General features: G+C 71.8%; 10 protein-coding genes. 4 read left to right on the plus strand and 6 right to left on the minus strand.

All coding sequences use genetic code 11. From position 1 onward, the window contains the following. Positions 1–351: 351 nt before the first annotated feature. Both sepH and LDL49_RS02395 read right to left on the minus strand, forming a co-directional pair. Positions 352–3,267 carry a septation protein SepH gene (sepH, locus tag LDL49_RS56580; protein ID WP_263654458.1) on the minus strand — a complete coding sequence of 972 codons (2,916 nt, stop codon included), beginning with the start codon at positions 3,265–3,267 and terminating at the stop codon, positions 352–354. Positions 3,268–3,431: 164 nt separating this feature from the next. Continuing rightward, positions 3,432–4,223, minus strand: a complete 792-nt coding sequence (locus LDL49_RS02395) for a hypothetical protein (RefSeq protein WP_225289193.1) — start codon at positions 4,221–4,223, stop codon at positions 3,432–3,434. 112 nt (positions 4,224–4,335) lie between these two features. On the opposite strand from LDL49_RS02395, the gene LDL49_RS02400 reads away from it, so the two are divergent. Beyond that, positions 4,336–5,199 (plus strand): hypothetical protein, encoded by an 864-nt coding sequence (locus LDL49_RS02400; RefSeq protein ID WP_225289194.1) that lies wholly within the window; start codon positions 4,336–4,338, stop codon positions 5,197–5,199. Positions 5,200–5,210: 11 nt separating this feature from the next. On the opposite strand, the gene LDL49_RS02405 is transcribed toward LDL49_RS02400, so the two are convergent. The 3 genes from LDL49_RS02405 to LDL49_RS02415 form a co-directional block, all read right to left on the minus strand. After that, entirely contained in the window at positions 5,211–6,497 is a 1,287-nt protein-coding gene (locus LDL49_RS02405) for a D-arabinono-1,4-lactone oxidase (protein WP_225289195.1), read from the minus strand. 60 nt (positions 6,498–6,557) lie between these two features. After that, positions 6,558–7,184, minus strand: a complete 627-nt coding sequence (locus tag LDL49_RS02410; protein WP_225289196.1) for a polysaccharide deacetylase family protein — start codon at positions 7,182–7,184, stop codon at positions 6,558–6,560. 188 nt (positions 7,185–7,372) lie between these two features. Further along, positions 7,373–8,575, minus strand: coding sequence for an MFS transporter (locus tag LDL49_RS02415; protein ID WP_225289197.1), 1,203 nt, complete (start codon positions 8,573–8,575; stop codon positions 7,373–7,375). 93 nt (positions 8,576–8,668) lie between these two features. Between LDL49_RS02415 and LDL49_RS02420 the strand changes: the two genes are divergently transcribed. Further along, positions 8,669–9,865 (plus strand): lytic transglycosylase domain-containing protein, encoded by a 1,197-nt coding sequence (locus LDL49_RS02420; protein ID WP_225289198.1) that lies wholly within the window; start codon positions 8,669–8,671, stop codon positions 9,863–9,865. A 56-nt stretch (positions 9,866–9,921) separates the two neighbouring features. On the opposite strand, the gene LDL49_RS02425 is transcribed toward LDL49_RS02420, so the two are convergent. Beyond that, a complete protein-coding gene (locus LDL49_RS02425) occupies positions 9,922–10,869 on the minus strand; it encodes a ferrochelatase (RefSeq protein WP_225289199.1) in 948 nt (315 codons plus the stop codon). A gap of 93 nt (positions 10,870–10,962) precedes the next feature. Between LDL49_RS02425 and LDL49_RS02430 the strand changes: the two genes are divergently transcribed. Then, positions 10,963–12,939, plus strand: a complete 1,977-nt coding sequence (locus LDL49_RS02430; protein WP_225289200.1) for an alpha/beta hydrolase family protein — start codon at positions 10,963–10,965, stop codon at positions 12,937–12,939. Then, positions 12,939–13,736, plus strand: coding sequence for an inositol monophosphatase family protein (locus tag LDL49_RS02435; RefSeq protein WP_225289201.1), 798 nt, complete (start codon positions 12,939–12,941; stop codon positions 13,734–13,736). Before LDL49_RS02430 ends, LDL49_RS02435 begins: the two co-directional genes overlap by 1 nt. Positions 13,737–13,760: the final 24 nt, after the last annotated feature.

The following is a 13,760-nucleotide window of genomic DNA, read 5'->3' on the forward strand; positions in this document are numbered from 1 at the left end:
CCCGTGTCCTGAGACCAATGTGGGTCCCGCTTGGCCCCCGTGGCCCATGGCGTCCCGCTTGGCCCCGCATGTCCCGGCAGGGCCTCGTGCGTGCTTCCGTGGGCCCTCGTCCCGGCCTCGCCCACGCTTCCGATCCGGCTCGCGTCCTCGCGCCTAAGCCTCGGGCCTTCCGCCTGGGCCTGGGCGGAAGGCCCGAGGCCCCGGGGCAGCGCAGGGCCTGCGGGGAGATCACCGACAAACCGCCGGGCGGTGCATGGGCGGTATGCGCGGGTGGCGCCCAGGTGGCGGTGTGCGGACGGCGCCTGAGCGGTGCGTGCGGGCGGTGTTCGGTCGGACGCGACGGAGGCCGAGTCAGTCCTGGCGGCGGGCGCCGAACATGATCTCGTCCCAGGTCGGCACCGAGGCGCGACGCCCCCTGGAGCCCTTGCGCGGCTGGCGGGCCGCAGGGGCGGGCGGGGGAGAGGGCACCGGGACCGGGGGCTCCTCCTTGGCCGCCGGCTGCTCGGGCTTTGCGGTGTCGTCCTTGCTCGTCCTCGCGGCTGGTACGGCAGGCTCCTTCGCCGCCGACTCAGCCTTGGCCGCCGCCGGCTCAGCCTTGGGCTCAGTGGCGGGCTCGGTCTTGGGCTCGGCCGCTGCGGGCTTGGTCACTGCGGGCTCGGCCTTGGGCGCGGGTGTCGTGGTCGGGGCGGGTGCCGGGGACTCAGCCTTGGGCTCGGGCTTCGAGGGCTGAGGCTTGGGCTTGGGTACGGGCGGCGCGGTCGGTACCGGCTCGGCGGCGGTCGCCTCTGTGGCGGCCTTCGGGGTCGCCTTGGGGGCTGCGTCGCCCGTCGGTGCGGTGTCAGCCTTCGGAGTGGTGTCGTCCGTCGGTGCGGTGTCGGCCTTCGGGGTGCTGTCGGCCTCAGGCGCGCCTGCAGCGGCCTGGGCATGGGGAGCTGTGGGGTTGGGCTTGGGAGCCGCTGCCGTGGGCTCAGACTCGGCTGCCGGGTCGGCAGTGGGCTCGGCTGCCGACCGCGCGGCCGTCTTGGACGCGGTCTTGGAGGCGTCCTGGTCGGCTGCCGTTGCGGGAGCAGTGGCGTCCTTCGCCGCAGGCACGGCCTCGGTGGCGGGCGGGGTGGTGATGCTGTCCGTAGTAGCGGGCGTGCCGACCACTCCGGCGGCCTCCTGGCCGGCAGCTTCCTGACCAGCAGTTCCCTGACCGGCGGCTTCCTGCTCGCCGGGCTGTGGCTCGGCGAGAGTGCTGTTGGGCTCCGTCTTGGAGACGGTGCTGGATGCCTGCGGTTCGGCCGCCGCTTCTGCGGTGGGCTGTGATTCGGCCTGGGGTGGTGTGGTCGGTCCCGAGGCTGTGGTGGGCTCCGGGGTTTCAGCGGGGTGTACGGACTGCGCTGCCGGGGCGTCGGTGCCTGCCGCCGTGGGCACGGCAGACGGCGAGTCCGCAGACGAAGGCGAATCCGTGGTGGGCGCCGACGCCGCAGAGGTCTGCGCGGTGGGCGCGGAGGCCGAGCCCCCGGTCACGGCGTCTGCGGTAACAGCGTCCGCCACTTCGGCGTCTGCAGCGGAGGCCTTCGCCGCGGCGGTGTCTGTGACGGCGGCGTTTGCCGGGGTGGCGTCTGTGACGGCGGAGGCCACGGCGGCATCAACGTCGGGGGCGACGGTAGACGCCACGGCGGCATCGGCCTTGGGCGCGGTGGCCGGGGTCACAGGAGCAGGCGGCGTGTGCTTCTCCACCGGCTCTGTGGCGCGGTCGCCCACCGCCGGGACGCTTGAAGCCGACCCTTCGATAGCGGGCGCGTCGGTAGCTGGGCCCCGCGCGGCGGTCGCGTTGGCGGCGACCGGATTCTGCGCAGTGGGCGCGCCGAAAGCCGATCCCTCTGCCCCGCCTGCGGTGGCGGCCGGGCCTTCTACGGTGGGTGCGCCATAGGTCGGTCCCTCTGTGGCGCCTGTGCCGGGGGTCGCGTCCGGTGCCGGGGGCGGCGTGGCAGCGTCTTCGGGCGCGGACGCAGTGCTGCGGGTGTCTGCAGACGTGCTGTCGCGGCTCGCCGCCGCGTAGATGGCCTCGTCGTCCCGACCGGTCTGGCGGTCAGGCGGGCGGGGAGTGCCGTAGTCGGGCAGCCAGGACGAAGGGTCGCCGTGACGTGCCGGAGGCTCGCCGGGGCGGGTGTAGTCGGTGTCCTGCGCCGCCGCCGACGATGCCGGGGGTGCCGACGCCGAAGGATGGGTGCGGTGGCCGGGCTCCTGGGCATGGTAGCCGGTCTCCGATGACGACGGCTCGGTCAGGTAGCCGGTCTCCTGCGCGGGCGCACGGTAGCCGGGCGCCGGGGCGGACGGCTCCGAGCGGTAGTCCCTCCCCGGCGGGTCCGAGCGGTAGCCGGGCTCCGCCGTGCGGCCGGCGGGGTCGGCTGCGGGCGCGCGGTCGAAGGGGGCCTCTCGCGCCGGAGTGAAGGCGGTCTCACGGGAGGGAGTCTCGCGGGACGGGGTCTCGCGAGAGGAAGCCTCACGGGACGGGGCGCGGCCGTACGGCGACTCCGTGCCTCGCGGCTGGTAGCCGACCGCCGGCTCCTGCGGCTCCGGTTCGCTGCGGATCACCGACGGGAACGGCAGCGGGTCCGACGCCAGCGGTGGCACCGGCTGCAGCTTGGCCACGCGCGGCGTGAACGGCGTGACCGTGGTGTCCTCCACCACGGGGCTGGGGTCGAAGTCGGCGGCCGAGAGCCGCATCGACTCGTCGTCGTGCGGCGTGACGTGCCGCCTGCGCGGGTCGAAGAGCCACTCGGCGTGCCTGGTGTGACCGTTCCAAACGTAGCCGAGCTTGACGCGCCAGAGGCCGTCGTCGCGCTTGGCGGAGTCCCAGTCGATCTCGTCGGTGGGTACGCCGCGCCTGGTGAGCCGCTCGGCGACGAGCTCGCCGAGGGTCGGGCCGGCCGAGGACTCTCCGGGCATGCGTACGGACACGCGCTGCGCCTGCTGGGCGACGTACTCGCGCTCCTGGAGCACGGGGCCCTCGAACCAGCGGACGCGTTCGACCGGGATGCCCGCTGTGGCGGCGATCTCCTCGGCTGTCTCTCCGGCACGAATGCGGGCCTGGATCTCCTTGGGGCGCAACGGACTCTCCACTTCGATCTCGTACTGGCCGAGACGGGAGAAGTTGCCGCGGACGGCAGCACGGAGCCGGTCGTCCACGGGAAGCGTGAACCGTGTACCCCGCCCTGCTGTCGCCAGCACGAGATAGGTACCGTCCTCACTTACCGCGACGAGTCGGAGCTCCTGCATGCGAGTCCCTTCGTCAGCGTGCTGCTCATTCTTCCCCCGGACCCTTGAGTCTCTCGCGTGTGCCGGTTGCCTGCCAGCACCGTACCCGGCATGTCCGAACATCGCCTTCCTGGGATAGCCCAGGGGCGATGTGACGCCGGTCACATTTGTTGATTCCATCATCTTCAAGGCCTGCCCGCGCGCAAAGCCCTCGACGGATTCTGGCGAATAGTGTCACGCGTCGCCGCGCACTTCCGCCAAGAGGCCGGAACGGATGGGTTGGCGCCCGGATGGAGCTCCAGATAGCGGGCGGCAGCACCGGCCAGGCGGGAGGATCTGGCGGAGTACGTCTCGCCGGTGGGGGAGAGCCGGCACGGGCTGGGGCCGGTGGCGAAGACCACGAAGACGCCGGAGCGCGCCACCCGGGTGCCCTGGCCGCCACGGTCTTCGCGGGTACGCCCGGTGGCGTCGAAGGCCCACCAGAGCCGCTCCCCCAATCCGTCCGACACGCGGAGATTCCCCGTGCGGCCCGACACGCGGAGACCTGGGAGGAATGTGCGGGTCCGCCATGATTCCCCGGTTCGGTCGTGGGCGCCGCCGCTGTCCACGATCGCCGCACCCCTCATGCCGCCGGGAAGGGTGTCACGGTCAGTGATGACCGGTATGGGGTGGATCTCCCGGTCGGGCTCGATCGTCAGGACCCTGGGGTCCGCGCTGGGCTCTCCCAGTTCGGTCGACGTGGCGAAGCCGGACAGCGCGGCGGTGGAGAGGCGGCGCATCTCGCCGGCCAGGTCGCGGGCGAGACGAACCTCGGCCCGGTCACGCACCGTAACGATGTACGGGCGCGTAGGCTCGTTTACCGGCGGCCGGGCGGCGAGTCCTGAGGCGGGCGCCATGGCGGGGGGAATCGCGGTGCTCACGGCCGTCGCCGCGGCCGCGGCGAGGTAGAGAGAGGGCAGGCCGATTCGTCGGGGCACGAGCGACGAGGGTGCCTGTCACACGCGTCACAGGAACAACAGGACACGCCCTCGCGTCTATTCACGAGAAAGCTCTTTACCGAACGCGGGCGAGAAAGGACTGATCCGGGGGATGAGCGGCGAGCAGCGGAAGTTCGAGCTGAGCATGCCGCAGATCGCGGGAAGTGCCCTGGCGGCGGTCACGGCCGCGGTCGCAGCCTCCTACCTCGGCGTGGGGGGAACGGTGATCGGCGCGGCCCTGATGAGCGTGGCGAGCACGGTCGCCACCGCCGTCTACACGCACTACCTCAAACGTACGGGCGAGAAGGTCAAGCAGCACACGGTGATCGCCTGGCGTGACTCCGGATCGCAGGATTCTCCGCCCGAGCGTGACGAGGGCCAGGGGGAGCTGGCGATGGCCGCGCACGCTACAGTCCGTAACGCCGAGGCGGCCCAGGGGCCGGGTGAGACCTCGCGGCCTGGCGAGACCACGCTGGTCATGGCGCCGATCGAGGTGCCGGCGCGAAGGCGCGTGCCGTGGGCGAAGACGGGCATGGCCGCGGCGCTGGTGTTCGGGGTGAGCATGGGCGGCATCCTGACGTACCAGACCATCGCGCAGACCACCGTGCACGACCAGCTCACCGGCGGTAAGCCGGCGACCGACCGCGGCAAGGCGCCCGCCAGGGAGAAGGAGGAGCCCGCGGTCCAGCCCCGGACGACGCTCTTCAGCGACCCGGCGACGCCCAGTGGCACGGCGACCGCCTCGCCGACCCCGAGCCCGACCGCCTCCCCGACCCGCTCGTCCCAGAGCCCGACGCCGACGCCCACCGGCACGGACAAGGACACGAGCAAGGACCCCGGCAAGAACACGGTGGAGCCGTCGAGCCCCTCCGCGACCACGTCGGCCCCGGCCCCCGACGGGATGACCGAAGTGCCGACCGAGCCGCCGCAGCAGTCACAACCGGCGCAGCAGGACCAACCCGCCGAGGCACAGTGAGAGCGGGCCGCCTACCCCAGCACCGTCTCCAGGTAGGCGTTGCCGAACAGCCGTCCCGGATCCAGCCGGTCCCGTAGCGCCACGAAGTCGGCGAACCGCGGGTAGACCGTCCCCAGATACGCCGCGTCCCGGGTGTGCAGCTTGCCCCAGTGCGGCCGCCCGCCCAGCCGCGTCATGATCTCTTCCACCCCGGCGAAGTACGCGGGGTTGGGCGTGGGCCGATAAATGTGGCAGGCGACGTACGCCGACTGACGGCCGTACGCCGTGGACAGCCACGCCGTGCTGGCCGGCGTCACCCGCACCTCCACCGGGAACGTGATCCGCCACCCCATCCGCTCCAGCAGCGCCCGCGTCTCCCGCAGTGCCTGGCCGAGGTGCTCGCGCGGCACCGCGTACTCCATCTCCAGGAAGCGCACGTCCCGCCGTGAGGTGAAGATCTTGTACGACGTGTCCACGGCCTCGGAGTCGCCGAGCGCGGCGGCGCTGACACCGTTGATCCGCGGGATCAGCGCGGGGAATCGGGCCCCCAGGGCGCAGGCGGCGCCGAACAGCGTGTTCTCCAGGAAGACGTTGTCCAGCCAGTGCTTGACCGCGCCGGGCGGCCGGGGCGGACCGGGGTCGCGGTTGTTGGTCTTGACCAGGCACGCGTCGGTGTGCGGCAGCCAGAAGAAGTCGAGATGCTCGTTGTCCGCGGTGAGGGAGTCGAGCGAGTCGAGGATGCCGCTGAGCGTCATCCGGCGCCGCCGGTTGCGCAGCAGGAAGGCGGGTTCCACCCGGAACGTCACCGAGGTCAGCACCCCGAGCGCGCCCAGCCCCACCCGCGCGGCGTCGAACAGGTCCTCCCCGGGGGAGGCCGTCACCACCGAGCCGTCCGCGAGCACCAGCTCCAGCGCCTCCACCTGGTCGGCCAGGCCGCCGCTGTCGCGCCCGGTGCCGTGCGTGCCGGTCTGGATGGCCCCCGCGACCGTCTGGTCGGTGATGTCGCCCATGTTGGCCAGCGCCAGCCCGCGCGCGGCGAGCAGGGAGTTCAGCTCCCGCACCGTCGTTCCGGCACGCACGGTGACGCGGTCGTCGGCGCGGGAGGCGACGGAGGTGACGCCGGTCAGCGCGGTAGGGCGGAGCATGACGCCGTCGGTGAGGGCCACTCCGGTGAAGGAGTGGCCCGTGCCGATCATGCGCAGGCGACGGCCGGTGGCGGCGGCGTCCTTGACGGCGCGTACGACGTCCTCGGTCGAGGCCGGGGTGCGTACCTCGGCGGGCGCGGCCGTCTGGTTGCGGGCCCAGTTCGTGAAGACCATGGCCGCCCTCGCGCTAGAGCATCGTTCGGATTAATCGTTCGGATTAAACGTGAACGATACTCAGTTCTCCCAGCCTTCGGGAAGCGGGAAGGCGTCGCCGGGCTGCAGGTTCTGCGACTTGATGATGTCGGAGACCTTCACCAGCGTGTAGCCGCGGCTCTGCAGCAGTTGCACGAGCGACGGCATCACGTCGACGGTCTGCTTCACCCAGTCGTGCATGAGGATGATGCCGTCGCGCTTGGCCACGGCCAGCGTCTGCTTCTTGATCTCCGCGGAGTTCTTGGTCGCCCAGTCGCGCGAACCGGCGGTCCACAGGATCATCGGCATGCCGAACCCGGCCGCGACCTCCGATGTCTGGATGTCCAGCATGCCGTACGGAGGCCGCAGCAGCTTGGGCTCGACGCCCGAGGCCTTCTTGACGGCGTCCTGCGTCTTCTGGATCTCTTCCTTCACGGCGTCCGGCTCGATGGTGGTGAAGTTCTTGTGCGTGTAGCTGTGGTTGCCGAGCTCGTGGCCCTCCTTGGCCATGCGCTTGACGAAGGCGGGGCGGCTCTTCACGTACTGGCCTTCGAGGAAGAACGTCACCTTGGCGTCGTACTTCTTCAGCGTGTCGAGGAGCGTTCCCGCGTACTTGCCGGGGCCGTCGTCGAAGGTCAGGGCGAGGCACTTGACCTGCGCGCAGTCCACTGCCTTCGCCTTGGCCTGGGCGACGGCGGCCGACTTGGCCGGGGCGGGCTGACGGGGGCTGGCGGACGCGGTCGCCGGTGTCAGAGTGACAGCAACAACCGCGATAGCCAGAAGTGAAGTGATTTGTCGGGACATGACGAAGCTTTCGTTTGTGAAGGGTGTTGCGAGGGTTGTTCGACCGTAGCGGATCAGTTCCCGGCCGGTGAAGGTGCCTCGGGAAGTCTCAGCAAACCCGAACCTCCGACGCCCACGACGGCCGCGACCGCCGCCGCGGCGAGCGTGAAGCCGTACGCGTTGGACGCCCCGAACGCCTCCGTGAGCCGTCCCCCGGCCCACGCCCCGATCGCCACCCCGAACCCGATCGACGTGGAGATCCACGCCAGCCCCTCGGTGAGCACCGAGGGCGGCACGAGCCGCTCGGTGAGCGAGAAGCCGGTGATGAGCGTCGGCGAGATCGCCAGCCCGGCCAGGAAGAGACCGAAGGCCATGATCCGCGCGTCGCCGATGAACATGATCGGCAGCAGTCCCACCACGAGCACCCCGAGCGCCCGTACGAACCGGTGGCGCAGCGGGAGCCGCCAGTGCCGCGACCCGAACCAGAGCCCCGACACCATCGACCCGCCCGCGATGGCGGCCAGCAGGAACCCGGCGGCGCCCTTGACCCCGTGCTCCTCGGCGAAGGCCACCGTGATCAGGTCGACCGACCCGAACACCGCCCCCAGCGCCAGGTAGACGCAGGACAGCAGGGCGATCCCCGGAATCAGGATGGCCATCCCGGCGCCGGACTCGCCCGGCCGTGTCGGCGGCTGGGTGCGCCGCTGCGCCGCGAGCGCGAGCGAGCCGCCGAGCATGCAGACCAGCGCCACCAGCAGTCCCATGTACGGGTTGACCGCGGTGGCCAGCACGGTGACCAGCGCCGGCCCGGCGACGAAGATCATTTCGTCGGCGACGGACTCGAACGCGAAGGCCGTGTGCAGCTTGGCCGAGCCGCCGTGCAGGTGCGACCAGCGGGCGCGGACCATCCCGCCCAGGGACAGGGAGGTCGCGCCGACCGACAGTCCGGCGGCGTACAACGTCCACTCGGGCAGCCCGAAGCCCGCCGACAGCATGAGCGCGGCCAGCGAGAGCGCGTTCACGATCGCGAAGGGCACGATCACCCGGGCCTGCCCGAACCTGTCGACCAGCCGCGCGGTCATGGGGCCGGCCACCGCGAAGGAGACGTTGGTGGTGGCGGCGACGGCGCCAGCGGTCGCGTACGACTCGGTGAGGCCGGAGATCAGCAGCACGATGCCGATGCCGAGCATGGACATCGGCATCCGGCCGACGAAGCCGGCCAGCACGAATCCCTTGATGCCGGGCCCGTTGAACAACCCCCGATAAGGCCCGACCACGTCCGTTCTCCTCCCTTGGTGCGCCCCAACATTTACGCGCGCGCTGACCGGACAGCAAGTGATTTTTCCGGCAACTCGGCTAACGTGTGCCGGGTGTCCGGTCTTCCCTCGTTCCGCGCCGTTCTGATCGTGATCGCTTCGGTCATCGCCGTCACGGTCGTGGCCGTGGGAGTGGCGCTGTCCACGCGGGACGACCTGTTCGCGAGTACGGCCGACCAGCAGCCGGTACGGAAAACCCAGAAACCGGCCCAGAAGACGCAGCCGCAGACCGCCGGTCTCGACAAGATCGTGCCCACGACCGAGCCGGTGAAGGACTTCGGCAAGGGCGGCCCCAGCGTCACTCCGACCCCGCCCCGCGTGCTGGCGATCGCCCGCGCCGAGGTGCCCAAGACCACCCGGTTCGAGCTGGCGAAGCTCAAGCACGTGCAGAAGGTCGCCATCGTCGACGCGGGCTCGGTCCGGGTGTCGGGCACCGGGCTGAACCTGCTCGCCGTCGACCCGGCCGACTTCCGCTCCTGGACGCCCAAGGCCGTCGCCGACCAGCCGGCCGTGTGGAGCGCGCTGTCCAGGGGCGAACTGGTCGCCGAGACCTCGGCCGTACGCAGGCTCGGCATGATCCTGGGCGCCGAGTACCAGGTGGACGGCGGCCCCCGCCTCCGCGTCGCGGCCTCGGCCACGCTCGGCCTGTCGGGGATCGACGGCCTGGTGGGCGCCGACATGGGCAAGGCACTCGGCCTGGCGCCGGGTGTCGCGGTCCTGCTGCACGGCAAGCCCGGCATCAGCGAGCCGGGCGTACGCAAGCTGCTCGGCAAGGGCGCCCAGGTCGTGACGCTGGGCGCCCGCCCCAAGGCCCAGCCGACGCAGCCGGCCCAGCAGACGGCCCAGCCGCAGCAGCAGGTCAACGTCGGGCGGCCCAGCAGCTACCTCGACCTCTACAAAGCCTCGGCCACCCACTGCCCCGGCCTGTCATGGACCGTGCTGGCGGCGATCGGGCAGGTGGAGAGCGGGCACGGCCGCAACAACGGCCCGTCGAGCGCGGGCGCGCTCGGCCCGATGCAGTTCATGCCCGCCACCTGGAAGCACTACGGCGTGGACGGCGACGGCGACGGCAAGTCTGACATCTGGAGCCCGTACGACGCGGTGCCCGCCGCGGCCAAGTACCTCTGCGCGAACGGCGCCGGCCAGGGCGGCCAGAAGCTGCGCAAGTCGATCTGGTTCTACAACCACTCGTGGGACTACGTGAACAAGGTGATGGGCATCGCCGAGGCGTACGCCCGCGCCTACACCTGACGCGTCCTCGGAGTGCGAGGGGAACGCCTGACGCCGCCGTGGCCGCCCGCGCGCGTCTACGCCTGACGCCGCCGGGGCGGTGGGCAGCAGGTGAGCCCGCAGGGCTGCGGCTCGGGCTCCTCCATCAGCTCGCGGATCATGCGGACGAAGGCCGGATGGGTGCCCGCCGTCGCCGCCCGCTCCATGGGCAGGCCCAGCTCGGCGGCCACCTGCCTGGCCTCGGTGTCGAGGTCGTAGACGACCTCCATGTGGTCGGAGACGAACCCGATCGGCACGAGCACGACCGACCGGGCGTCGGTCTTGCGCAGATGGTCGCAGACGTCGGGCTCCAGCCACGGCACCTCGGGCGGCCCGCTGCGCGACTGCCACACCAGGTCCCACGGCTGGGTGCGGCCCAGCGCCTCGTTGACCAGCTCGGCGCTCCGGCGCAGCTGCGCCTCGTAGAGGCCGCCGTAGGGCCCGGCGGTGCGCGCCATCGAGACCGGCACACTGTGCGCGGTGAACACCAGCCGGGCGTCGTCGCGGCCGAGCCGGTCGAGCGCCTGCCCGACGTGGTCGGCCATGGCGGCGACGAACCCCGGATGGTCCCCGAAGTGCCGCATCTTGACCAGCTCGGGGCCGCCCTTGACGGAGATCCTGGCGATGTCCTCGTAGTATTGGCGGCAACTGGAGTAGCCGGCGAACGCCGAGGTGGCGAACACCGCCGCCTTGCGGATCCCGTCAGCCATCATCCGCTGGACGGTCTCCTCGCCGAACGGCTCCCAGTTGCGGTTGCCCCAGTAGACGGGCACATCGACCACCGGACGCAGCGCCTCGATGAGCGCGCGGTTCTGGCCGTTGATCGGGCTGACCCCGCCGAAACCCTGGTAGTGCTCGGCCACCTCCAGCAGCCGCTCCTGCGGCACACCCCGGCCACGCACCACGTTCTCCAGAAACGGCAGCACGTCCTCAGGCCCCTCGGGCCCACCGAACGACAGCACCAGCAGAGCGTCGTAGTTCCCCACGAGACCCACCTTATTCCGGCGAGGGAGCGCCGTCGCCTGGAGGAGGAGCCCGCCTCAGGGAGTGAGGCCAATGGACAGGGTAGGTTCGATTGAGTGAGCGCATTCAACGACATTCGTGACTATGTTGCCATCCCCCGGGTTCTCTCGCTGAAGCTCTCGCCTGACGGCTCCCGGCTGATCTCCGCGGTCCAGTCCCTCAACCCCGACGGCAAGTCGTACGGCACCGCGCTCTGGGCCACTCCGATCGACGGCGAGCCGTACCGGCTGACCCGCTCGGCCAAGGGTGAGAGCGCGGCGGAGTTCACCGACGCGGGCGACGTGCTGTTCACCTCGGCCCGTCCCGACCCGACCGTCAAGGACGGCACCGACGAGGTGCCCTCGCTGTGGCTGCTGCCCCGCTCGGGCGGCGAGGCCCGGCAGGTGGCCGCCCGTCCCGGCGGCGTCGGCGCCTTTCGTACGGCCGGTGACGTGGTGGTGTTCGCCGCCGACGTGCTCACCGGCGAGGAGGCGGCCGAGGAGGAGCGCCGCAAGGCGCGCAAGGACGCCGGCATCAGCGCGATCCTGCACGAGAGCTACCCGGTCCGCTACTGGGACCACGACCTCGGGCCCGGCCACACCCGGCTGTTCGCCGCGAAGCTCGGCGCGGACCGGCTGGAGGACGTACGCGACCTGACCCCCGACCCGGGCGAGGCGCTGCGCGACGTCACCTTCGCGCTCACGCCCGACGGCGCCACCGTGATCACGACCTGGCGTACCATCCTCCCGGACGCCGAGCTGCGGGTGGACCTGGTCGCCATCGACGTGGCCACCGGTGAGCGGCGCACGCTGTTCACCGAGGAGGGCCACGACTTCTACGGCCCGATCGCGGTCTCGCCCGACGGCACCCGCGTCGCCTGCGCGCGCGAGCGCCTGGCCGGGCTCGACCTCTCCGTCCGCATCGACCTGTGGATCGGCGACCTGGCCACCGGAGCGGGCCGTACCTATGCGCCCGACCTGTTCCCGGCGGACGTCGAGTGGGCGCCCGACTCGTCGGCCGTCTACCTCGCGGCCGACCACCGGGGCCGCCGCCCGATCTTCCGCGTGCCGCTGGACGGGGAGGTCGCCCGGCTGACCCAGGACGACGCCGCCTACCTCGGGCTCAACGCCTCGGCCGACGGCAGGTTCGTCTACGCGCTGCACAGCGGCGTCGACCGCACCCCCGGCCCGGCCAGGATCGACACCGCCACCGGCGAGATCTCCGACCTGCCCTCGCCCGCCCCGCGCCCCGAGCTGCCCGGCACGCTGACCGAGGTCTCCGCGACGGCCGACGACGGCACCACGATCCGCGGCTGGCTCACGCTGCCCGAGGGCGCCTCGGCCGACGACCCGGCGCCGATCCTGCTCTGGATCCACGGCGGTCCCGTCGCCTCGTGGAACGACTGGCAGTGGCGCTGGAACCCCTGGATCATGGTCCAGCACGGCTACGCCGTCCTGCTGCCCGACCCGTGCCTGTCAACCGGCTACGGTCAGGAGATGATCGACCGCGGGTGGGGCAACTGGGGTCCGCGTACGCTCGCCGACCTCGACGCGATCGTGGACGTGGTGGTGGCCAGGGACGACATCGACGGCGAGCGGATCGGCGCGATGGGCGGTTCCTACGGCGGCTACATGGCCAACTGGATCGCCGGCCACAGCGACCGCTACAAGGCCATCGTCACCCACGCCGCCCTGTGGAACCTCGACCAGTTCGCCGGCACCACAGACGCGGCCCAGTACTGGCAGCGCGAGATGGGCGAGCCCGGCTCCGAGCGCTACGCCAAGCTCTCCCCGCACCACGGGCTCGACAGCATCACCACGCCGATGCTCGTCATCCACGGCGACAAGGACTACCGGGTGCCGATCGGCGAGGCGCTGCGCCTGTGGTGGGACCTGCAGCGCCGCAACGTCGAGTCGAAGTTCCTGTACTTCCCCGACGAGAACCACTGGATACTCAAACCCGGCAACGCCGTCGCCTGGTACGAGACCGTCCTGGCCTTCCTCGGCCAGCACGTCCTCGACCAGGAGTGGAAGCGCCCGGACTCGGTGGCGTGATGAGCGATCCGCGGGCCCTGCTCGAACTGGCCGAGGACATCGCGCGCGAGGCGGGCGACATGCTGCTCGCCAAGCGCCCCACGATGTCGGAGGTCGTCGAGACCAAGTCCAGCCCCACCGACGTGGTCACCGCCCTGGACACGGCGTCGGAGCGGCTCATCCGCGCCCGCGTCCTGGAGGCCAGGCCCGGCGACAGCGTCCTGGGCGAGGAGGGCGGCGAGGCCGCCGGCGACTCCGGCGTGCGCTGGATCGTCGACCCCATCGACGGCACGGTCAACTTCCTGTACGGCCTGCCCGAGTGGGCGGTGTCGATCGCCGTCGAGGTGGGCGGCGAGATCGTCGCGGGCGTGGTGAACGTGGTGCCGCGCGGCGAGGTGTTCACCGCGGCGCGCGGCGGGGGCGCCTGGCTCGGCGGCGAGCGGCTGCGCTGCAACACCGGCGTGCCGCTGTCGCAGGCGCTGGTCGCGACCGGCTTCGGCTACCTGCGCGAACGCCGGGCCGTGCAGGCCCAGGTGCTGGCGTCGGTGCTGCCGCGGGTACGCGACATCAGGCGTGGCGGCTCGTGCGCCGTCGACCTCTGCTCGGTGGCCTCGGGCCGGGTGGACGCCTACTACGAGCGGGGCACCAACTACTGGGACTTCGCCGCGGCCGGGCTGATCGCGACCGAGGCGGGGGCCAGGCTCGGCGGGCTGGACGGCAGGCCGCACAGCAACGACTTCGTGCTCTGCGCGGCGCCGGGGCTGTTCGACGAGCTGCACGACCTGCTCGTGCCGCTGGATCCCCAACGGGACGCCTGACGGCGCGAAAACGGCCGGAGCCCA

The organism is Nonomuraea aurantiaca (assembly GCF_020215705.1).
GTDB lineage: Bacteria > Actinomycetota > Actinomycetes > Streptosporangiales > Streptosporangiaceae > Nonomuraea > Nonomuraea aurantiaca.

Coding starts and splice junctions, on each gene's coding strand:
- sepH (WP_263654458.1), bottom strand. CDS start 3,267: ATGCAGGAGCTCCGACTCGTCGCGGTAAGTGAGGACGGTACCTATCTC.
- LDL49_RS02400 (WP_225289194.1), top strand. CDS start 4,336: ATGAGCGGCGAGCAGCGGAAGTTCGAGCTGAGCATGCCGCAGATCGCG.
- LDL49_RS02405 (WP_225289195.1), bottom strand. CDS start 6,497: ATGGTCTTCACGAACTGGGCCCGCAACCAGACGGCCGCGCCCGCCGAG.
- LDL49_RS02435 (WP_225289201.1), top strand. CDS start 12,939: ATGAGCGATCCGCGGGCCCTGCTCGAACTGGCCGAGGACATCGCGCGC.